The 21,091-nt window shown below is 38.6% G+C and carries 20 protein-coding genes; 1 reads left to right on the top strand and 19 read right to left on the bottom strand.

Annotated features, from left to right (window positions below; all coding sequences use genetic code 11):
* Positions 1-63 precede the first annotated feature (63 nt).
* Together AC58QG_RS22180 and AC58QG_RS22175 are read right to left on the bottom strand one after the other, a co-directional pair.
* Entirely contained in the window at positions 64-1,392 is a 1,329-nt protein-coding gene (locus tag AC58QG_RS22180; RefSeq protein ID WP_497364292.1) for a YecA family protein, read from the bottom strand.
* Positions 1,393-1,566: 174 nt separating this feature from the next.
* Positions 1,567-2,745, bottom strand: coding sequence for a LolA family protein (locus AC58QG_RS22175; RefSeq protein WP_497364291.1), 1,179 nt, complete (start codon positions 2,743-2,745; stop codon positions 1,567-1,569).
* A gap of 56 nt (positions 2,746-2,801) precedes the next feature.
* Here AC58QG_RS22175 and AC58QG_RS22170 point away from each other — a divergent pair, with 56 nt between their 5' ends.
* Entirely contained in the window at positions 2,802-4,043 is a 1,242-nt protein-coding gene (locus tag AC58QG_RS22170) for an acyltransferase family protein (protein WP_497364290.1), read from the top strand.
* A 6-nt stretch (positions 4,044-4,049) separates the two neighbouring features.
* Here AC58QG_RS22170 and rfbC (AC58QG_RS22165) read toward each other — a convergent pair whose 3' ends face one another.
* The 17 genes from rfbC (AC58QG_RS22165) to AC58QG_RS22085 form a co-directional block, all read right to left on the bottom strand.
* Complete coding sequence (gene rfbC / locus AC58QG_RS22165) at positions 4,050-4,595, bottom strand: dTDP-4-dehydrorhamnose 3,5-epimerase (RefSeq protein ID WP_497364289.1); 546 nt, start codon at positions 4,593-4,595, stop codon at positions 4,050-4,052.
* Positions 4,596-4,752: 157 nt separating this feature from the next.
* Positions 4,753-4,878 carry a hypothetical protein gene (locus AC58QG_RS22160; RefSeq protein ID WP_497271740.1) on the bottom strand — a complete coding sequence of 42 codons (126 nt, stop codon included), beginning with the start codon at positions 4,876-4,878 and terminating at the stop codon, positions 4,753-4,755.
* A 70-nt stretch (positions 4,879-4,948) separates the two neighbouring features.
* Positions 4,949-5,890, bottom strand: coding sequence for an NAD-dependent epimerase/dehydratase family protein (locus AC58QG_RS22155; RefSeq protein WP_497364288.1), 942 nt, complete (start codon positions 5,888-5,890; stop codon positions 4,949-4,951).
* A gap of 19 nt (positions 5,891-5,909) precedes the next feature.
* The gene (locus AC58QG_RS22150; RefSeq protein WP_497364287.1) at positions 5,910-7,316 is read right to left on the bottom strand and encodes an undecaprenyl-phosphate glucose phosphotransferase; all 1,407 of its coding nucleotides are present in this window, start codon (positions 7,314-7,316) and stop codon (positions 5,910-5,912) included.
* A gap of 6 nt (positions 7,317-7,322) precedes the next feature.
* Positions 7,323-8,189 (bottom strand): glycosyltransferase family 2 protein, encoded by an 867-nt coding sequence (locus AC58QG_RS22145; RefSeq protein WP_497364286.1) that lies wholly within the window; start codon positions 8,187-8,189, stop codon positions 7,323-7,325.
* Between the two features lie 98 nt (positions 8,190-8,287).
* On the bottom strand, positions 8,288-9,253 hold the full coding sequence (locus AC58QG_RS22140) for a glycosyltransferase family 2 protein (protein ID WP_497364285.1): 966 nt from the start codon (positions 9,251-9,253) through the stop codon (positions 8,288-8,290).
* A gap of 134 nt (positions 9,254-9,387) precedes the next feature.
* A complete protein-coding gene (gene rfbD / locus AC58QG_RS22135) occupies positions 9,388-10,233 on the bottom strand; it encodes a dTDP-4-dehydrorhamnose reductase (protein ID WP_497364284.1) in 846 nt (281 codons plus the stop codon).
* On the bottom strand, positions 10,230-11,252 hold the full coding sequence (rfbB, locus tag AC58QG_RS22130; protein ID WP_497364283.1) for a dTDP-glucose 4,6-dehydratase: 1,023 nt from the start codon (positions 11,250-11,252) through the stop codon (positions 10,230-10,232). Before rfbB ends, rfbD begins: the two co-directional genes overlap by 4 nt.
* An 18-nt stretch (positions 11,253-11,270) precedes the next feature.
* Positions 11,271-11,816, bottom strand: a complete 546-nt coding sequence (gene rfbC / locus AC58QG_RS22125; protein ID WP_497364282.1) for a dTDP-4-dehydrorhamnose 3,5-epimerase — start codon at positions 11,814-11,816, stop codon at positions 11,271-11,273.
* 168 nt (positions 11,817-11,984) lie between these two features.
* Positions 11,985-13,574 carry a hypothetical protein gene (locus AC58QG_RS22120; protein ID WP_497364281.1) on the bottom strand — a complete coding sequence of 530 codons (1,590 nt, stop codon included), beginning with the start codon at positions 13,572-13,574 and terminating at the stop codon, positions 11,985-11,987.
* 23 nt (positions 13,575-13,597) lie between these two features.
* Complete coding sequence (rffA, locus tag AC58QG_RS22115) at positions 13,598-14,725, bottom strand: dTDP-4-amino-4,6-dideoxygalactose transaminase (protein ID WP_497364280.1); 1,128 nt, start codon at positions 14,723-14,725, stop codon at positions 13,598-13,600.
* Positions 14,726-14,754: 29 nt separating this feature from the next.
* A complete protein-coding gene (locus tag AC58QG_RS22110) occupies positions 14,755-15,066 on the bottom strand; it encodes an EamA family transporter (protein ID WP_497364373.1) in 312 nt (103 codons plus the stop codon).
* Positions 15,067-15,139: 73 nt separating this feature from the next.
* Positions 15,140-15,817 carry a GNAT family N-acetyltransferase gene (locus tag AC58QG_RS22105; protein WP_497364372.1) on the bottom strand — a complete coding sequence of 226 codons (678 nt, stop codon included), beginning with the start codon at positions 15,815-15,817 and terminating at the stop codon, positions 15,140-15,142.
* On the bottom strand, positions 15,810-16,763 hold the full coding sequence (locus tag AC58QG_RS22100) for a glycosyltransferase family 2 protein (RefSeq protein WP_497364279.1): 954 nt from the start codon (positions 16,761-16,763) through the stop codon (positions 15,810-15,812). Before AC58QG_RS22100 ends, AC58QG_RS22105 begins: the two co-directional genes overlap by 8 nt.
* Positions 16,764-16,814: 51 nt before the next feature.
* A complete protein-coding gene (gene rfbA / locus AC58QG_RS22095; RefSeq protein WP_497364278.1) occupies positions 16,815-17,699 on the bottom strand; it encodes a glucose-1-phosphate thymidylyltransferase RfbA in 885 nt (294 codons plus the stop codon).
* Between the two features lie 38 nt (positions 17,700-17,737).
* A complete protein-coding gene (locus tag AC58QG_RS22090) occupies positions 17,738-18,682 on the bottom strand; it encodes an NAD-dependent epimerase/dehydratase family protein (protein ID WP_497364277.1) in 945 nt (314 codons plus the stop codon).
* Between the two features lie 42 nt (positions 18,683-18,724).
* Positions 18,725-21,082 (bottom strand): glycosyltransferase, encoded by a 2,358-nt coding sequence (locus tag AC58QG_RS22085; protein ID WP_497364276.1) that lies wholly within the window; start codon positions 21,080-21,082, stop codon positions 18,725-18,727.
* Between the last annotated feature and the right edge of the window lie 9 nt (positions 21,083-21,091).

Raw genomic sequence — 21,091 nt, 5'->3', positions numbered from 1 at the left:
TTCCAAGTAAATTTATGTTACGCCCAATTTCAAAATGCTGTCAACTTGTGTTGCGTTATTGGCTTACAAGCAGCACTTTTTGTATTTTTTCCCACTGCCGCATGGGCAAGGATCATTACGTCCAATTTTGCTTTGCTCAGAAGCAGACGCAGGAGCACTCTTCAATAAATAAGCCGCTTCATTCACAAAGTAACGGAATACTCGATTACCAGATTCTTGTACGGTCATTACCTCTGGTTTTCTCTCAAAACCATATTTCATCTCGGAGTCTGGTAAGAATTGAGCTCGGATTAAGCCGAAACGCACCAAAATTGTTGCTACCGCGTGTAAGAACACATCAGCGCTTGTATCCAAAAGGATCCCCGATTGGCGATGCTTATCCCATTCTTTTTTCACATTGTGCTCAAGTCCAACTGGCCAGCTTGCTAACACACTTGCAATTGCTCTTCTCCAAGCCTGAATATCTTCGGGACGACCACCCTCATTGACTTCCTCCAGGATCCCCCAAGCTAATTTGTTCCAAAGTGTGTCTAAAAGGAGGACTGCCTGCTCCTGCTCCGAAAGAGCCAAAAAGTTAGCCAATTGCTTCGCATTCACCTTAAGTTGTGTTCCTTCTTCCGTCATTCCTAGCACTAACGCTACATAGAAAAAGAATTGGTACACCGGCTCTTGGTCTTGATTCAATGTTGGTTTACGGAAAAGTTGCAGATTCTGCTGCTCATCGAACTCGCTCCAGAACTTCCGCGGCAAATGCTTGCGCGCAGCGGACAATTTGACGTTCTTTCCGTTCTGCACAGCCTCCAGAAACGCTCTAAATTCCTCTACGATATGCGGCACAGCTGTCCGCCCATCCATCCAAAGCTGATACAGCTTCTGGTCAACCACAAGTGGTTTCAGCTTTTGCTTAGAAGATGCCTTCTTTGGGGCTAGGTGAGCCCCAATATCATTAGAGTTAAGCCAACGCTCCAATGCGTAGTCACTGTCTGCCTTCATATATTGATCAAAACGATCTAAGAAGTACGTCTTTTGCTTACATACCTCGTTCAGTGATGTTGATTGTTCCTTCGTAATTTTGGCTGTAAGCCCAAGATATTGCACCCATTTTTTCAATGCAGTCAAATAAGCTGAAATATCCGACTCTGTGCTATTCAAGACATGACTGATCGCAAATCGACCTAAGAAATCAACAATCGTTTCACCTTGCAGATCCTCATAACTGATTTCATAACGAACCATATACTCCGTCGTCACAAAACGTATGCGGTCTACATGCTTTTCGATGGTTTCTGCTTTCAATTTACCTTCATCCGTTAAGTACGCCGCGAAGGCAATCGTTTCATTTTCCCAGAACAGCAACTGCTCTTCCCATGTTAATTTATCAATTGTATTCATCTCAAACACTCCAATTATCTATTCGCTCCAAAGTTGCATTATACCAAAAAAACGCCCGTTCGTGGGAGTTGGATAAATCTTCTTGTAAATTTTGTTCCGAATTATCATGTTGTACATGCGAAAAAACCCTGCACCCAAGGTGCAGAGCCTTCTCTTTTTTACATAAAATCCAGATTATTTCCCGGACTGTCCATCCGTTGCCATCGCAACTTGAATCATTTCATTTACTGGCATATCGCCTGTGAACATACGGAACTCCACACCATCATTCGTCCAAGTAAGTGTTCTAGGCTCATCCTTCGATCCATTACCTGTCAGTACCCCTACTGTGAACCCGAGATCAACAATGTCCCCTGGCGGCAGTGAAACCGATTTGGCTTGAGGTCTAACCTCGATCAAATTGAAGCTATATTTCCCTTTATATCGTAAAAGTACCGCGGCATCCTCACCCAACTTCATATCACTGATGTCTTGTTTCACAACATCTTTCGGCAAGTAGTACGGCTCAACAATACCAATACTTTGTGCTTTGGCAGCTGCTGGCGCCGATTTCGACGCATCCGGTTTCGTTGCACCCGTAGCTTTGGATTGATCGGATTGTCCACCTGTCGCGGACAGGTTTTTGTCCGTAACGGATTTGCCCCCAGTTGTTGAAGGGTGATCAGCATCTGTGACAGCAACGTCAGCTGAAGTAGGCATTGTTTGCTGTAAATTCCAGCTGGTCATATTACGCTCCATTTGGAAGTAATCCTTATCGAACTTCGTATCGAATTCAAAATTCGTGAAATTCACTTGCACCAAGACATTCTGATTCGCATCTGACACTTGAACTTGAGCAGGTGCGAGAGTCTTCTTATTCAGCCAGATCTTCTGGCGAGAAAGTTGTTCATTCTGATAGTTTGCGACAACATCGAAGACGTAGGCATCCTTGTCCGTCGTAAATTGACGATCCTTATCCGCAATAATACTCTTCGCTAAAGATTGGAACAGATACACTTGACCTTGATTCTCTGGCCAATCACTTTGGAAGCGGAAGCTCTTCTTCAAATGCGGCGTCAAGACGAACACGCCTTCTTCATTACGCAGAACAATCTGAGTAACATCCTTCGTGGCATTTGTCAGTGAAATCCGATAAAAATGCTCCGGCGAGAACGCCACCTCAACTTGATACTCCTGCGGCTGCTGACCCGTGTTTAGAATCATGCTCCCTGATGCTTGATAGCTGCTCGACTTGCCCATCACATGATCCAAGTCCTTTACGATAGATCCTGCATCCTTTTTACCCATCCCGCATCCTGCGAGAACCAATGCTACGCACATTACCACTGCTACAACCCATGTGACCCGGCGCATTCGATCATCCCCTCACTCATGATTAACATCAACATAGTACATGCATATGAGGGGACTTGTTCGATTATGCAGACGAGTTGGGGCTTGACCGTGAAAAAGCATTCGTAAAAGATTTATTAAACAATTCAGCTGCCTTTCAGGTTGTATACATAATTTTTTCACAGTCTTCTGTCATGATATTTAGTTGTATCCATATTCATGAACCGGAGGAGTTATTTTTGGTTAATAATCACAGAATCGTGCTTCAAGCATCGCGAGGAGCCGCCGCCTTCTTTGTGATGCTGTTTCATATTTCAGCCATGTCACTCAAGTACTTTCATTTCGACTGGCTAGGGATCGGCACATTAGGACGTTCAGGAGGTGTAGATTTCTTTTTCTTACTTACTGGATTTCTACTGTATCATACTTATGGTCATAAAATTGGAACTAAAATAACTGTGCTTCCCTACTTAACGAATCGACTTATACGTATTTATCCCTTCTACTGGTTAATTACACTCATTGTACTGCCTGTCTATTTTCTCGTTCCGAGCTTTGGTTATGGATTTGAGACACATAAAGATACTATCATCAAATCATTCCTACTGATCCCCCAAACTCATGGTCCGGTATTGCCTGTCGCTTGGTCGTTAAGTTATTTTGTATTATTTTACTTGGTGTTCAGTCTTCTTATGGCTCTTGGGAAAAAGCCAGCCTACTTCTTAGTTTCCATATGGATTACAATAACACTTTGCCATGTTCTAAATGTACCTATGATAAGTGCTGATATTGACAGGCATTTCTACCTAAGCTTCCTCTTTAGTGAAGTTAACCTTGAATTTATTGCAGGCTGTTTATTGGCCAAATGGGCTGAGCATCATAGATATAAACACTACAAACGGTTGATAGTAATTGGTGCCCTTTGCTTAGTGCTGATATGGATAAATAACAAGTACCTTCTTATCCCTTATAACAATTATCTGCTTTTCATCATTCCTTCTGCATTAGTCCTTTTTGGCGCTTCTTCTGTTCCAGAACAACTCCAGTTACCTAATTGGGTAAAGAGCTTGAGCAAGCTGGGAAATGCTTCATACACAATCTTACTAACTCATCTATTGTTTATTTCAATTTTAATGAAGTTGAGTGTGGCGACTCATATAGTTGATTATCTTGGCTTCCTCTTCACAGATCTAATAATTGTGGCGATGACCGTCCCCCTTTGTTATATGACCTATAGACTTGCTGAGAAACCGCTCGTGACAGTAATCAAAGACGCAACAAATTTGCGTCCCTCCCAATCATCAAATCCCATCTCCTAGACAACCTTATACTATTAATTCCGCATCCTTCAATAAAGGGTGCTTTTCATCCTTCGCTGACAAAATCGGGCACGTCGTCGGCCACACGATTCCGATTGCCGGATCACTCCATAGAATCCCGCGGTCATGCTGCGGCGAATAATAAGCATCCACTTTATACAGCACCTGCGTCTTAGGCTCTAATGTACAGAAGCCATGCGCGAAGCCCTGTGGAACGAGCAACTGCCGCTTATTGTCAGCACTAAGGATAACACCTACCCACTGGCCAAATGTAGGGGAACTTGGACGAATATCAACCGCCACATCAAAAATTGATCCTGCTACCACACGAACTAACTTCGTTTGCGCATGCGGGTTTAACTGGTAGTGCAATCCGCGCAGCACCCCAATTTCTTCGGAGAGTGAATGATTGTCTTGCACAAAATCTATCCATATTCCCTCTTTGGCCAGCTTCGCTGCATGATAGCTTTCCATAAAAAATCCCCGATGGTCCGCATGGACCTCGGGTTCAACGATCACTAGTCCTTCTAAGGTTGTTTTCGTTATCTTCATACTTTCTCTCACCTCTGTTTCTAACATATGCAAAAGAGTCGTAGAAAGCCTCAGACAAGGGTTTATAGGCAGCTGACTGAATCCAAGTACTCTGGAACGCAAAAAGGCTACCAAGGGCCTCACAGCCCCAGCAGCCTCTTCCTTGTATGAGATGCAACTACCACATATACACGATACCCGCAATTATACCTGCCCAAATCAGGGAACCGAAGACCACACCGACAATCAAGCCTTTGCCGATCGACAAATGATCATCCTGATAAGCGTCTTCATGATCGATCATATCTATAACCTCCCCGCATACTCAGTATATGCAATAGTATGGGGAAAATGTTGGCGAATCATGCGGGTGATTAGTAAATATTTATCGATCGATTAGCAAATTCATTAATGTAATAATTATAAGTCTCTCGTAACCCATCCTTAAACGAGTACTCTGGTTCCCATTTCATATCCCTTAGAGCAGCTGAATTATCCAAACAACTATGAGAAATATCTCCAATTCTTATCTCTTTGAACTCTGGATACGTCTTAATACCGCTTATCTCTGTCATCGATCTTAGTAATTCGTTAACACTTATTTGATGATTGCAGCTAATGTTGTAAATCCCTTTACTCCCTAACTTCAAAGCGGCAATATTTGCTTTAGCTATATCCTTAACATAGATAAAATCTCTTGTCTGTTCACCATCACCATATACGATTGATTGTCTTTTATTCAAAAGATTATCGAGAAAAATAGAGACAACGCCACCCTCGCCTTTTGAATCCTGCCGATCACCGAACACATTAGCATATCTTAATATTGTATAATCCAGGTTATATTGTTGTGAAACCACCTCAATATAATGTTCAGGAGTGTGTTTTGAAATTCCATAATTAGACATAGGTCTAATCGGGTGACCTTCATTTACTGGGAGATACAGAGGATCACCATATACAGCGGCTGATGATGCATATATAAACTTTCTTACTCCTGATGCTTTACAAGATTCTAGTATTTTTATAGTACCAAGCACATTAACTCTTGCATCAAATACAGGATCTTTAATCGAAGATTGGATATCTATCTGAGCTGCATGATGTATAACAATTTCAGGTTTAAACTTCAAAAAAATATCAAGATGCATATCATCTAAAATGTCCATCTTAAAAACTTCTGCTTTTGGGTTTACATTTTTTTGACGGCCTGTGGAAAAATTATCGAGAATTCCAACTTCATGCCCCAGTTCTATAAGTAAATCAACTATATGCGAAGCAATAAAACCAGCCCCACCAGTAACTAATACTTTCATAGATCCTCCAAAAGTTAAATTAATAAGCATTTTTATTGATAAAGCCGTTCACAACGGTTCTCCAAATAATTTTAATATCAAATAAAAAAGTCCAATTTTCGATGTAGAAAATATCATGCTTAATTCGTTCCTCAATTGACGTATCGCCACGTAAGCCGTTGCTCTGCGCCCATCCCGTAATCCCAGGCCTAATGTGATGCTTTACCATATACTTCGGAACTTCTTCCTTAAATTGTTCCACAAAGTAAGGACGCTCTGGCCTTGGACCCACCACGCTCATATGCCCAAAAAGCACATTAAAGAACTGCGGCAGCTCGTCGAGGCTCGTTTTACGTAAGAATGTGCCTACTTTTGTTCGACGCGGGTCATTTTCCACCGTCCACTCCGTATTCGAAACGTTGTCCCCAAGCACCTTCATGCTGCGAAACTTGTACATCATAAAGCGTCTGCGATTCAGGCCAACTCGCTCTTGCTTGAAGATGATTGTTCCTTCGGAGGTTAGCTTGATGGCTAATGCCGCCGCGAGCATAACAGGCATTGTTACCAATATCGCAACAGATGCGAACACGATGTCGAAAGCACGTTTGAACAACCGGTTTCGGAACTCATCCAAAGGTATATCACGCACATTGATTAATGGCATATCCGCAAAATTATCAAAATAAGGTTTCGATGGCAGGAAGTCATAAAAGTCAGGGATAATCAGCGTTTTGACGCCAATTTTTTCACAGACATTAATAATACTGCCGAACTTCTGATGGGCATCCAAAGGAAGCGCAATAATAACCTCATCAACGGTACGCTCATTCAGAATAGATTCCAGCTCGTCTATTTTTCCAATGATCGGCTTATAACTCTGATAAGTGACCTCATGCTTCTCTTGATAATCATCGAGAAAACCAACCACTTCATAGCCCAACTCTGGATGTTGCTTCAACTTCGTGTAAAATTTGCGACCCAATGAGCCAGCACCGAGAATAAGAATGAACTGTTTGTTATAACCTTTTTGTCGAGCGCGTTTGAGCGAGATCTTGATCATATAACGATAAAAGCTAATGAGAAGGATGTTATTCACCAGGAACAGCAATAGGTAAGCACGCGAGACGTCGACTTCTTTTAAAATAAATAAAACACTAAGAAGCATCAATAAGCTAAACACATGTACTTGAATGATTTTCAAAACTTCGAAAGAGAACCGTTTTCTCCGCTTCGGTGTGTAGAAATTCACCAAATAACTGATAAAAATCGCGATAATCGCGTAAGTTATACTCCACACAACATAATGTTTAAAAGACAGAGGAGACCCGAAAGGAATCCAACCGCTTCTAAACTTAATCCACCACGAAAAGAGAAACACGAGCTGAATGCAAATAAAATCAGCCAAAGCGTATAGTTGGGTCAAGAATCCTTGACTCTGACGGATCAAACCGAATCACCTCAGTGGACGTAATTTATTTTTAGCTAGTGTCAGGCCGAACTTCATTCCTACACCTATATAGACCAATGCATTCGTTAGCCATGAATACTTCCTGCGATAATGCTTATTATGAAACAAAATCATCGCTCGATGAAACTCATAAATAATCTTATATGGCTTTCTTCGGCTGCTGGCCCCTTTATGATGAACAATCGTAGTTCGTGGGTAGTAATAGTTGACCCAGCCCGCTTCCTTAATCCGATAACACCAATCAATATCTTCACCATACATAAAAAATGCCTCATCCAGCATCCCCACCTGCTCTATCGTCTCGCGACGAACAAGCATAAATGCACCAACTAGGGAGTCTATAGGATATGGTTGGTTAGGATCTAAATATCCTAGCTGATATTGATTGAATCTGCGGATTTTCGGAAATAGCTTAGCAAATCCAAAAGCATAATAGAACGATGCTGAAGGCGTTGGGAAGCCTCGTTTGCAGGCTTTATCGAGAGAACCGTCAGGCAGTACGATTTTACAGCCGCTGGCTCCTACTGTGGGGTTCTCGTCCATGAAACGCAGCATTATGTTTAACGTGTCCGGCTGAACGATCGTATCGGAGTTTAGGAGCAGGACATAACGACCTCGAGCCATGCGAATGCCCTGATTGTTAGCTTTGGAGAAACCTACGTTTTCTGTATTCATGACTGTAATTACCTGCGGGAACCGCTCATTCACAGCTTTAATAGTGCCGTCGTTAGATGCGTTATCAACTAGGATGATTTCGTATTTGTATGCTGTAGTTGACGAGAAAACCGATTCAATGCAAGCTAGCGTTAGATCTTTCGTTTTGTAGTTCACGATGATAATGGATAAATCCAAGAGATGACCTCATTTATTAATTGATTAACCTTAGTATAGCACGGGATTATTAATTTTCGCCTAAAAAAATAAGACTAGCAGCTGCTAATCTTAGGTAATCATTTTATAAACCATTTATTCACTTCGGACGATGCTTGTCTTTGTTTTGAACGAATCAAGCTTCTCTTGTTTCTCAGTTCTGGGTACTTGCGATACAAATCCAACCAAGCCCCTAATAACTTGGGTTCACGCACGAGTGCGTATACAAAACTGAGGCATTCATATGCTAACAGTGGAAAGAAATGCTTCATCACGGCTTTGATGTTATCGTTCTTCAGCATCATTTTATAACGATTGATATAGGATAATCGTCTTACAAAAAGCCGTTTACTGCTCCTGCCGCCTTCCTTCCAGCCACGTTCATGATGGGCGATTGCTGTTGGCTCATAAAGCGCCTTCCAGCCTAATAATTGCGCACGCCATGCCACATCTACATCTTCTTTATAAGCAAAAAAGTCCTCATCAAAAAATTCGCCGTTTATGCTGATATCGTTAATCATTTCGCGTGTATACATAGCAGCGGCTCCAGAAACGCCGAAAACTTCTTCAGCTACATGAAAATTATCGCTCGTCTGATGAGCGCCGCGGTCAAAGGCTCTTCGCGCTTTGTTGATGATGAGTCCCGTGCTATCAATGTCGTGAGGCGCCGCCTTGAAAAGTAATTTGCCTGTTGCGCTGCCTGCTTGAGGGTAATTCTGAAGTGCACTAACAGTGTTAAGCACATACTCCGGTTCAAGGACGACATCTGGATTGAGGATTAAACAATAATCCGTATCTGTTATCCGAATAGCTTGATTGTGACCGCCGGCGAAGCCGTTGTTTCGATTATTTTGAATGATGGTGCATGTATCTTGCCATTTTGCTAGCGTATGAAGGGTATGATCCTTGGAGGCGTTATCTATGACAATGATTTGATCGATGGGATGAGATTGTCTCTGAACTGCTTTCAAACAATCCTCAATATGTTCAGCGCTGTTATAAGTGACGATATGGACACTGACTGTCCGTGTGTTGCTGGCTTCCAAACTAAATCAGCCTCCTCTTCATATCCATTATACGGAATTGATCACCGAAACAAAACGATATTTTCCAACAAGAAATTAAGACCAAAAAAAGCCATCACTATGCATCGAAGCATAATGATAGCTCTTATATCCTGCTAAGCTTCCCCTAGCTCTTTCAAAAAAGCCTTGAGTCCTTCCCGCCATGCACGTAAATCTTCAAATCCATTTACTCGAATTGCCTCGTGCTCCATCGCTGAATTTCGAGGTCGCGGAGCAGGACGCGGGAACTCTTCCGTTGTACATGGCTCGACCTTCATCATTATGCCACTTTCTTCAAAAATGGCACAAGCAAAGTCATACCAGGAACAAATACCGGAATTAGAAGCATGATAAATGCCGTAACGATCTGTTTGAATCAGTTGCTCAAGGAACAAGGCAAGATCAACTGTGTACGTAGGTGATCCAAATTGATCACTGACAACCTTTAAAGAATCGCGAGTTTTACTTAATTCTAACATCGTTTTCACGAAGTTATTCCCGTACACGCCATATACCCAAGACGTTCTTACGATAAAATACTTCGTTGATATGGCTTGAACATGAAGTTCTCCAGCTCTTTTGGACTTTCCGTATACACTCTGTGGATTCGTAGGATCATCTTCCCGGTAGGCTTGCGAAGCCTTCCCATCAAAGATATAATCCGTGCTTATGTATACAAACTTAGCCCCTACTCTCTCAGCAGCAAGTGCAAGATTTCTGGTTCCATCCGAATTTACTCGGTAGGCTTCCGATTCGTTTGTTTCTGCAAGATCAACAGCCGTATAAGCAGCACTATGGATAATTACCTCAGGCTGTAAACGCTGGATTACTTCCAGACATTTCCCCTCATTCGTAATATCGAGATCGCTTCGTCCTAATCCATGAACCTCGTACTTAGCTTCTAGCAGCTTAACCACATCTTGCCCGAGTTGTCCGTTAGCGCCCGTAACGACGATTCTCATGTATGTTCACCTAAACGAGAACCATATTGCTCATTAAAATACTTTTGATACTCACCTGTCTGAATTCGTTTCCACCAATCCTGATTGTTCAGATACCAATGAATCGTCTCCTGAATACCCGTCTCAAAATTATGCTTCGGCTTCCAGCCAAGATTAGTTGTAATTTTTGAAGCGTCAATCCCATAACGACGATCATGTCCAGGACGATCTTTGACGAAATGCATAAGGGACTCAGGCTTACCCAGCTCGCGAAGAATCGTTTGGATAATTTGAATATTCGTTCGTTCATTATTTCCACCGATATTATAAACCTCACCACTGATTCCATTATGTAGAACCAAATCGATCGCACTACAGTGATCTTCAACATAGAGCCAATCTCTAATATTAAGTCCATCACCATACACAGGCAGAGCCTTGTCACTTAAGGCATTGGCAATCATCAAAGGTATTAACTTTTCAGGGAACTGGTAAGGACCGTAATTATTGGAGCAACGCGTGATATTCACATCGAGTCCAAAAGTTTCGTGATACGAGCGCACCAGAAGATCAGAACCTGCTTTACTTGCCGAATAGGGACTATTCGGTGCTATAGGCGTTTCCTCCGTGAAAAGACCCGTCTCACCAAGAGATCCGTATACTTCATCTGTCGAGACATGGACAAATTTCTTAACAGCATGCTTCCTAGCAGCTTCCAGCAAAACCTGTGTACCCAACACATTCGTTTTGACAAAAATGTCTGGTTCCAGAATACTGCGATCCACATGTGACTCCGCGGCGAAATGAACAACCGTATCGATTCCCTTATCGAACAAACTGCTCACGAGTTCAGGATTCGTAATGTCCCCTTTGACGAACGTGTATTGACTGTTTTGTTGGATAGTGGTTAGGTTCTCCAAATTGCCCGCATACGTCAACACATCTAGATTGATAATTTTATAGCTGGGATAGCGATCCAACATATAGTGTACGAAGTTGCTGCCGATGAAACCAGCACCGCCTGTAATAAGTAATTTCATTTTCGGTTGACTCCTATACTAAAAGTTTATATCCGCATCTTTAAGCAGCGGATGGTTGGTGTCCTTTTCTGATAAAATTGGCTTCGAAATAGGCCAATCTATCTTTATTTCGGGGTCATTCCACAGAATTCCACGGTCATGTTCTGGCGAATAGTACTCATCTACTTTGTACATCACTTGCGTATTTTCTACAAGTGAGCAGAAACCGTGAGCGAATCCTTTGGGCACAAGCATTTGACGCTTATTAGATGTACTTAGAATTGTACCTACCCATTGTCCAAATGTGGGCGAGTTACTACGAATATCAACTGCAACGTCAAATATTGCTCCGAATGCTACATGAACTAGTTTTGTCTGAGCCTTCGGATTCAGTTGATAATGCAACCCCCTTAGCACTCCAGGTTTTAACGATAACGAGTGATTGTCTTGAATAAAGACATTATTAAATCCAAATTCGGAAAACTTACTACTGGAGTAACTCTCCATAAAAAAACCACGATCATCACTATACACATCGGGCTCTACGAGATATAATCCCTCAAGCTTCGTAGGAATGATTTGCATAAGCATACACCTCTTATGATTTAATGACTCCCCAAGCACATTACTGAATTCCCAAATAACCAAACCAAACTCTGTTCATGAATTATATTTTTAAGTTTATCATTGTATTACTCTGCATTTTCACTTTGATAATTCCTAACTATTAAACATATTATTAATTTTAAGAGACTAATTCATTGGTACATCTATCAGCTTAGAGTGATCCTGCTGCCGCAAAATAAATCGATCAGCCGAAACTTTTCGTAATATTTCCCCATCATAAATATAACAGAAGAGCTCTCCATTCATTATACTCTTGTTAAATACATCAAGGTCAATGCTGCCAGTATTTTCGACAATTGCTTCACGACCAATTACATTTAAGTTATCAACAATATGCATACTCTTCACATTATTCGGAACTATCCCCGCTTCTTTCATTCCGGCTGACACCCAAGGCGCACGTAAACTCCAAATTGCACCACCACCAAATAAGTATTGCGGAATAGCATATTGAGGAGATTGAATACTTATGACCACCGTGGACATTGGGGGTAATGCTTCCAATTCTTTCTGACCCACTACAAATCGATTGACGTAATTGGCAATCCCTTCTACTGGCTTTAATGTCGAGCGGTTATATTCAACCAATGATTTACAGGAGATTATAACTAAAAATAGCGCCATAAAAGCAAGAACCACTCTTTGATTGGTTGCATTATTTAATAATTTCATCAACTCTGAGAAAAGAACACCAAGAATTAATATAATCCACGCTATGAAAAGTTCCCCTGGGATATACAAGAATCGGAATTCTAACCATCCACCGAGCAGTGAGAACGGCCCAAATAAAAAGAGTATAAATACTGCCAATAGTGCTAAATTACAAAATTGAGGTAAGGACACGGCAAACCGTTTGTCTTCCCTATACATCCCCCGTACAATAATTATTAGAATAATAAGGAGCATAATTATTGAGAATGGGAGTACTGGAAAAGATTTATATAAATCATGTATCATAATGTTGTAGCTTTTCAATATTACTAGTGGGTTATAGTTTTTAGCATATGGTTGTGTCGCACTTGTAGTTCCAAAAAATAAATAGAGAAATAGTCTATATGCAGTATAAGGAGAAATCCACAACAACAACAATTTTAAGAATAACCCTACGTTTTGTTTGATTTCTGATCTACTGAACAGACTTGGCTGTTTCACAAATACAGCCAATATATACATGGGGAACATCAATAATCCTTGCTCATTGCAAAAGTAAGCAATCGCTGAGAACAACACGAACATAATAATATATTTTTTTGTATCTGAGTTCAAAGTCGTTAGAAGGCAATGTGTTGCAAGTAAGGCCATGAGGAACGTAACGATTGGATAGCCAGCCAAGAGCCATAATAGATTGTCTGAAAGTATCGGATTTGCTACGTAAAACAATAAGATCACTGGTGCAAACATTCGATGAAGTGAATGCCCCCATAATCGATACAACAACCATACTAACAACATTCCGTTCAATACATGTAACAATCCTAAAATAAAATGGGACAAACCAGCAGGAATCATATAGAGGAAATGTGAAAATAGAACCCAAACTAGGCCACGAGCGAATCGTGGGTTGCTAAGATCTATTTTTTCAAATTTAGCACTAAAATCGTCCAACATATAAGGCGAATTTGTTACTTGGTATAAAAAATAAAGTAGAAACAATAAAGTGAAGACAAAAACAGCGTAATTCAGAGAATTTTTCCAATCAATCCGTACTTTCATCATACTAGTTCCTTACCTCTTTCATCTTATCGATAGAAATGCTCGACAATCTCTGCGATCAATTTAATCTGTTCAGCACTCAAAGAATGATACAGTGGTAACCGCAACAATCGCTCGCTCTCTTTAGTAGTGAAACGATCTTCGCCGTGGAATCTTCCAAAACGAATTCCCGCATCCGAACTGTGTAATGGAACATAGTGAAATACTGCATGAACACCGTGCTCTTTTAAAAACGTATTCAAATGAATCCGTTCTTCCAGGTTCTTTGCTTTTATATAAAACATATGAGCATTGTGCACGCAGCCTTCGGGAACAGATGGCAGTTCGATAATTCCTGCTGTTGCTAGTGGTTGTAATAGATTTTTATACAACTCCCACTTTTCCAAGCGTTCATTATTTATTTCATCAGCCTGCTCTAGTTGTGCTAGAAGAAATGCTGCATTCAATTCACTTGGTAAATAAGAAGAACCTATATCCACCCAAGTATACTTATCTACTTGCCCTCGAAAAAACTTACTGCGATCAGTCCCCTTCTCGCGAATGATCTCCGCACGGTCAGAAAAATTTTCTGCATTGATTAATAAAGCTCCTCCTTCGCCGCATGTATAATTTTTTGTTTCATGAAAACTGTAACATCCAAAGTGTCCTATAGCTCCTAATGCTTGCCCTTTGTAGCTGCCCATTACGCCTTGAGCAGCATCTTCGATTAATAATAAATTATATTTTCGAGCAATCTCTGTAATTTTATCCATTTCACATGCAACGCCAGCATAGTGAACAGCTAAAATTGCCTTAGTTTTAATTGTTATGGCTGCTTCGATCAAAGTTTCATCTATGTTCATCGTATCAGGTCGAATGTCTACAAACACAATTTTGGCTCCACGAAGTACAAACGCATTGGCACTAGACACAAATGTATAAGAGGGCATGATAATTTCATCATCTTGATTTATATCAGCTAAAATCGCAGCCATTTCAAGTGCGTGCGTACAAGATGTGGTCAATAATGATTTTTTCGTTTTAAATCTAGTTTCAAACCAATTGTTACAACTTTTAGTAAACTCACCATCTCCACTGAGTTTTTGAGACCGTAGTACTTTCGCAATGTATGTTTCTTCTTTCCCAGTTATGGTTGGAATATTAAATGGTATCACTTATTTTTCTCCATTCCAGTAAATTGTTATTATAATGAACGGCTAGTAATAAATACACCGATTGCGATTATTGTCAATCCAATCACTTTGTACATAGTAATTTGCTCTTGAAAGAATATTATCGAAAGAATAAATACTAGAATAAAAGAAAGACTCATAAAAGGATAGGCAAAACTCAGTTGAAACTTAGTCATAGTGGCCATCCAGAAGATCGAAGCTACGAACGCAGAAACAAGACCAGAAAATATAAACGGATCAAATAATAGTTTTAACAGGAACGTTACTTTGTCAAACAAACCGAAAGGAAGTGACCCAATATGATTAATACGCCATTTCAACACTAGTTGGCCATATACAGTGAATATGATAGTTCCTGCAATATATAAATACCCCAATTCGGCTCTTCTCCTATCATTATTGAAGTTTATGATATACTTCCAACGGTTTTCTGAATTTAAACCCTAAAGAAACATATAGATTTAAAACAGAAAGATTAGCGGCTGAAATTGAACTCGAGATTTCCGCATTTCCCTCTGTCAACATATATTCAATAGCTTTGCTCCAGAAAAACTTAGCAAATCCCTTGCCTCTAAAACTGGGATGTATTGCATGCAACAAAATATTTCCTTGCTTGTATCCAAAAAAACCTGCTAACCTTTCCTCATAAAATAATCCTAGTAAGTTATTATTTCCATGCATTTGACTTAGCCAATTAGCATAACGTAAGTCAGCTCTCCAATCTTCAATTAAAAAATCGCGATGAAAACGACCGTGCAAAAAAGCTCCGTTAGAAATCTCAATTATTTCTTCTATCACATATTTTTTAGAAACAGAAATGGACTCATGATGAAATCTAACTATTTGAGTTCGATTAGCAAAGGGTTCTATTAACGTGTCGCAATAATAGAATCCAAATTCATTAAGCAGTCTTTTATCGCCAAGTGGGTCTATCTTAACTGTAAAGTGCCCTGGCAAATTTCTAATACTCTCTAAAACTTGAGTTTCTAGAGATAAAATTTCGTACGTATCCAAGCCGAGCGCTTGCATATCCCAAGGGGTTTTTTGGTAAGGTAATTTTATTAGGTCATCCATCAACGTTCGTATCCTCCTTAAGATTAACTAAATCTCGAACAATATAAAGTGGACGATGCTTGACCTCATCAAATATCCTGCTTACATAAGCACCAAAAATACCTAACACAAAAATAATCAATCCAGATAAAAACCAAATAGAAACTATAAGACTCGACCAACCTTCAATTGGCCTAATCCCCAGTATCGCACGAACAACGATAAATAAAGCATACAAAAATGAGAAAAAGGATATAAATATACCCAGTTTAACAGTTAATCGTAATGGTTTGTCTGAAAAGGATAAAATTACATCAAAAGCTAAGTTAATAAGTTTTTTAAGCGAATAACTTGATTTTCCATCTTCTCTCTCAGCATGCTCAATGTCAATCGCAATCGATTTAAAGCCTACCCATTTAACCATTGTAGGGAAGAATCGCAACTTCTCTTTCATTAAAAGTAGATAATTAATTACCTTGCGATGGTAAATACCAAAGTTTGCTACTGACGCATCTTGTTCCGTGTCTGTTAAATAACTAAAAATTTTATAAAATAATATTGACCCCAAACTCTTAAATAAATTGTCTTTTCTAGCGGTTCTTTTACCATATACGATATCATAGCCTTGTAGCGCTTTTCTATATAACTTAGGAATTTCTTCTGGTTGATCCTGTAAGTCACAATCCATCACAACCACCCAATTACCCGAAGAAAACTCTAGACCAGCTGTAATTGCATAATGTTGACCAAAGTTTCGAGAAAAGTTAATTCCCTTAACATTTTCATCCTGTTTTGCTAGATCACATATTATATCCCAAGAACGATCTGGACTTTGGTCGTTAACAAATATAATTTCATAATTAACACCAAGTTCCTCTGTTATCGCTATCAATCGGTTGTACAACTTAATAATACAAGATTCACATTTATAAACTGGTGTGACAATTGATATTTTATTTGATACCATCTAAATCTCACTCAATCCTTTTTTAAAGTTGCATTGACTAGATCATATTGTCTAAGAGGAACCATACTTAATTGAATTGGCCAATTCAATTAAGTATTGCCCATATTCATTTTTTTTCAACGGTTCCGCCAGTTCACATAATTGTTCTCTTGAGATATATCCCATTTTAAAAGCAATTTCCTCAAGACATGCTACTTTAAGTCCTTGTCTTTTCTCAATTGTTTCAATAAAATGTGATGCCTGAAGTAAAGATTCATGAGTTCCCGTGTCTAACCAAGCAAATCCTCTACCTAGTAGTTCAACCTTCAATTTACCACGTTTCAAATACTCAAGATTTATATCTGTTATCTCCAATTCACCACGTTTTGAAGGCATAATCATTTTAGCAATTTGAATAACATCATTATCATAGAAATATAGACCAGTCACCGCAAAATCAGATTTTGGTATTTGGGGCTTCTCTTCCAAAGAAACAACATTCTGATTATTATCAAACTCTACAACGCCAAATCGAGCTGCATCTTTAACACGATATCCGAAAATCGTTGCGCCATAATCCATCTGGCTCGCTTTTTTTAACATCGAAGTAAAACCCTGACCATAATATATATTATCTCCTAATATCAAGGCGACATTATCATTTCCTATAAATTTTTCACCTATTAAAAATGCTTGTGCCAGACCATCAGGTGATTGTTGCACAGCATAAGAAATCTTAAGTCCAAGCTCCTCCCCGGACCCAAGTAATTGTTCAAATCTAGGAGTGTCTACAGGAGTCGATATGACTAATATCTCACGAATACCTGCTAGCATTAGTACTGATAACGGATAATAAATCATTGGTTTGTCGTAAACAGGAAGTAATTGCTTAGAGACGGACTTAGTAAGAGGATATAAACGAGTACCACTGCCACCAGCAAGGACTATTCCTTTCAATTTAATTCCTCCTTTTGTTAAATCAAAGTTCAGTACTTCTAGTTGTTATTTTCAATTCCGCGGCTCCAAGCTTTCCACATCTCCTTAATCCCCATTTCTAAAGGAAATCTTGGAGTGAAGCCTAGTTCTTGTTTAGCTTTTGAAATATCAAGTACATTATAAGGAACATCGATATTCCTTCCTTTTTCAAAACGAATCATTGCTTCTAATCCTGTTATCCATTCTAGTTTCTGAATCAATTCTAATAATCCTGTCCCTACACCTGTGCCAATATTAAATATAGGTTCAATCTTGCTATTTATCTCATATTCCAAGGCATTTAAGACTGAAGCAGCGATATCCTCAATGTAGATGTAATCTCTAACTATATCACCATTACCATAAATAACAATTTCATTATGATTAACTAATTTCTCAATAAATGTCGAGACTGCTCCTATTTTTTTCGCGGTGTTCTGCCCCAATCCATAGGGGTTAGAAATACGTAGTATAATATTGTTCATATTATATATATGATTATACATAATTAATATCTTCTCTATTGTTATTTTAGATACTCCATAATGATTTATTGGATAGTTTTGACTATCTTCTTCTATAGGTAAATGAGGTTTACTTCCGTAAACAGTACCTCCAGAAGAAAAGAACATTATTTTTTTAACACCAGAAGTCCTGCATGAATCTATCATTTCAAGCGATTTGATAATGTCATCTTCATATGTGGACCGAATATTATTCATTGAAGCTGCAGGGTTACTACCACTTATTAAATGCAATACTATATCTTGACCCTTGAGTATTTTCTGAAAGTTATTTTCTTTGAAAAAATCCCCTTCAATATAATGTACACCATCAAATTGCTGCTTCTCCTGTAAATTTCGATCATATACAGTAATAGAAAATCCCTTTGAGATTAAATGAGAGATAAGGTTACCACCAATGAAACCTCCCCCACCAAATAATAAGCATCTTTTATTTTCCATTTAAATCCACTCACCTTATTTGTTTTGCAATCGAGTGAAAACTTACTTTTTCCTTTTTATTAATAAGTTTCTAATCTTCCCTAATATTTTTCCAGAAGTAGTATTATCCATATAGCTTCGGTACTTTTGAACAAATCTCCATGAACGCATCTCATAAATTCTTTTTAGCTCTTGTAATGCCATGAAATCATTAACATTATTTATACTATAATCTTGAGAGTTATTTAAACTATTTTGGAATAACTGCTCGAAATAAACTTTGGATTTCCATATTTCTTCCGTTTCCATTTCCTTTCTAAGATACTCACAATAAATTGTGGTGTAATCATCAATCAAATTTGGTATTAACTTTGTCGTTTTTGAAATATTCAAACGTTTCGTAATTCCTCTACCATTTTTCAAAGCATGAAACTCATTTTCTAAACGCTCAACCATTTGAGATTTAGTAAATTTATCCTTAATCAGAGTTCTACAGTTTATCTTTACCTGATCTAAGTTATCTGACTTTAAAATAAGTTCAATATTTTCTACATACTGCATAATTTCCTTCTGATCAAATTCTCTTTTATCTAAGTCTACCTCTTCTTTTTGAAATATTGGCAATATTATACCATTAACGTTATTAATTAATTCTTTCTGCCCACCCACATCTGAACTTATTACAGGAACACCCATCGCTAACACTTCATAGGTAGTCAAGCTTATCCCTTCTTTTAATGAACAAATCAATGCAATATCACTGTCTCTGTAGTAGGGCAACAAATTTTTTTGTCTACCTACCATATAAACTGTTTTTTCTAACTTCTCTTGCTTTATTTTAACTTTCAATTCTTCTAATTGTGGACCATCTCCAACAACAATAAACGCTATATCTGGCATATTAATTCTTAATTTCTTAGCAATTTCAATCATTAGAAAGGGCCGCTTTTGTGGATGCATTCGCCCTGAGAAAAGAACTATCTTTCTACTTTTATCTATCCCCAGTTTTTCCCGTATCGCACCTTTTTCTATCTTTTCTGGATCAAACATTTCAATATCCACACCAGTATATATCGTTTCTACATCTTCCTTATTCTTTCCAAAATCATTAATCATTACTTGGTTCAAGTGTTCCGTGCTTACATATGTCTTTTCAATAAAATCTCCTACAGCTCTTGATGTCCTTGCATAGCCTCCAGATCGCCAATACCATTCTTCCATATGAATAAGATCTACTATTGCAATGTTTGGAAATTCTTTTCTTAACCATGGCACAAGATAATAACCATAGTAACTGTTAGATATCATTATGATATCTATGTTTCGTGACTTAATAAAATAATGAGTAAATGCACTCCATTGACTAACATCCAAAAAAGTTGTTAAATCAAAAATATCTACTACATTTTCCTCAAAGCGTTGTCGCCATGTAGATTCTGCTGGATTAGTTGTGATGATAGACAGTTCAAATTCTTCCTTATTAATTCGGGAAGCAATGTCCAAATTCACAACATCAGCTCCACCCATTTCCATGTGAGGTAACATCAAAAGCACTTTTGTTTTTTTATTATTAATTATTGGTGACCTATTCCAATTCCATTTGAATGGTTGAGTAAAATCACTTGCATCGTAACGTGGAAATTCTATTGCTTTCAGATTTTCATCCACTTCTTGTGCAGCCTTCTCTATCATTTGTCTTGATTTCATTTGTAACTCTTTTTGGGCCTGAACTATCCCTAATACTCCTTGGTCAGAACGACGATACCAAAAACCATACCAATTCATATGAACTGGTATTTTTCTCTTTCCTAATAATTTTAACCACAAGTTCCAATCTTCATTATAGTGCTTTTCTGACTCATTATAGTATCCGACTTCAATTATTGCTTCTTTCCTTATACCTGCAGTACATGTTAAAAAATTTTCCCTTTTTAATGTTTGAGTAACGAAGCTTTTCTTCCACAAATATTCTTGTGCAGAAAAACCAACACAATCTGTGTAACTCCAACTAGCTTCAGGATTTGTATATAATGACCAATAAATACATTCAACATATGTAGGATCGATTAAATCATCTGCATCCAATGGAATAATTATATCCGTGCAAGATTTCATAATACCCATATTTCTTGCAGTCGAAATACCACCGTTATCTTTATCAAAAATACGAATACGTGAATCCATATTTTCAAGCTGTTTTAATTGGTTTATATCATTTTGATTCGTACTGCCATCATTAATAATGATCCATTCAAAATACGGGAATGTCTGATTCAATACACAATTTATAGTTTCATTGAAATATTGGCCAGAATTAAAGAAAGGCGTGATAATGCTTACTAATGGCTCTCCGTCATTAATAAGGTTACGTAGTAACCGGAATCTTCCCGGGGCCTTCGAAAAGTCGAAATCAATTTCCAAAATAATGAC

This window comes from Paenibacillus sp. J22P169 (genome assembly GCF_059691995.1).
The sequence above is the reverse complement of the archived record's forward strand: the minus strand, read 5'-3'. Positions and strand labels throughout refer to the sequence as shown.

Bases quoted from the DNA above. Each gene is read 5' to 3' on its own strand.
- rfbC (WP_497364289.1), bottom strand. From the start codon at position 4,595: ATGAAGATAACGAAAACAACCTTAGAAGGACTAGTGATCGTTGAACCC.
- AC58QG_RS22120 (WP_497364281.1), bottom strand. From the start codon at position 13,574: ATGATGAAAGTACGGATTGATTGGAAAAATTCTCTGAATTACGCTGTT.
- AC58QG_RS22175 (WP_497364291.1), bottom strand. From the start codon at position 2,745: ATGCGCCGGGTCACATGGGTTGTAGCAGTGGTAATGTGCGTAGCATTG.
- AC58QG_RS22100 (WP_497364279.1), bottom strand. From the start codon at position 16,763: ATGGTATCAAATAAAATATCAATTGTCACACCAGTTTATAAATGTGAA.
- AC58QG_RS22160 (WP_497271740.1), bottom strand. From the start codon at position 4,878: ATGATCGATCATGAAGACGCTTATCAGGATGATCATTTGTCGATCGGC.
- AC58QG_RS22105 (WP_497364372.1), bottom strand. From the start codon at position 15,817: ATGGATGACCTAATAAAATTACCTTACCAAAAAACCCCTTGGGATATG.
- rfbB (WP_497364283.1), bottom strand. From the start codon at position 11,252: ATGAAATTACTTATTACAGGCGGTGCTGGTTTCATCGGCAGCAACTTC.
- AC58QG_RS22155 (WP_497364288.1), bottom strand. From the start codon at position 5,890: ATGAAAGTATTAGTTACTGGTGGGGCTGGTTTTATTGCTTCGCATATA.
- rfbC (WP_497364282.1), bottom strand. From the start codon at position 11,816: ATGCAAATCATTCCTACGAAGCTTGAGGGATTATATCTCGTAGAGCCC.
- AC58QG_RS22090 (WP_497364277.1), bottom strand. From the start codon at position 18,682: ATGGAAAATAAAAGATGCTTATTATTTGGTGGGGGAGGTTTCATTGGT.
- rfbD (WP_497364284.1), bottom strand. From the start codon at position 10,233: ATGAGAATCGTCGTTACGGGCGCTAACGGACAACTCGGGCAAGATGTG.
- AC58QG_RS22180 (WP_497364292.1), bottom strand. From the start codon at position 1,392: ATGAATACAATTGATAAATTAACATGGGAAGAGCAGTTGCTGTTCTGG.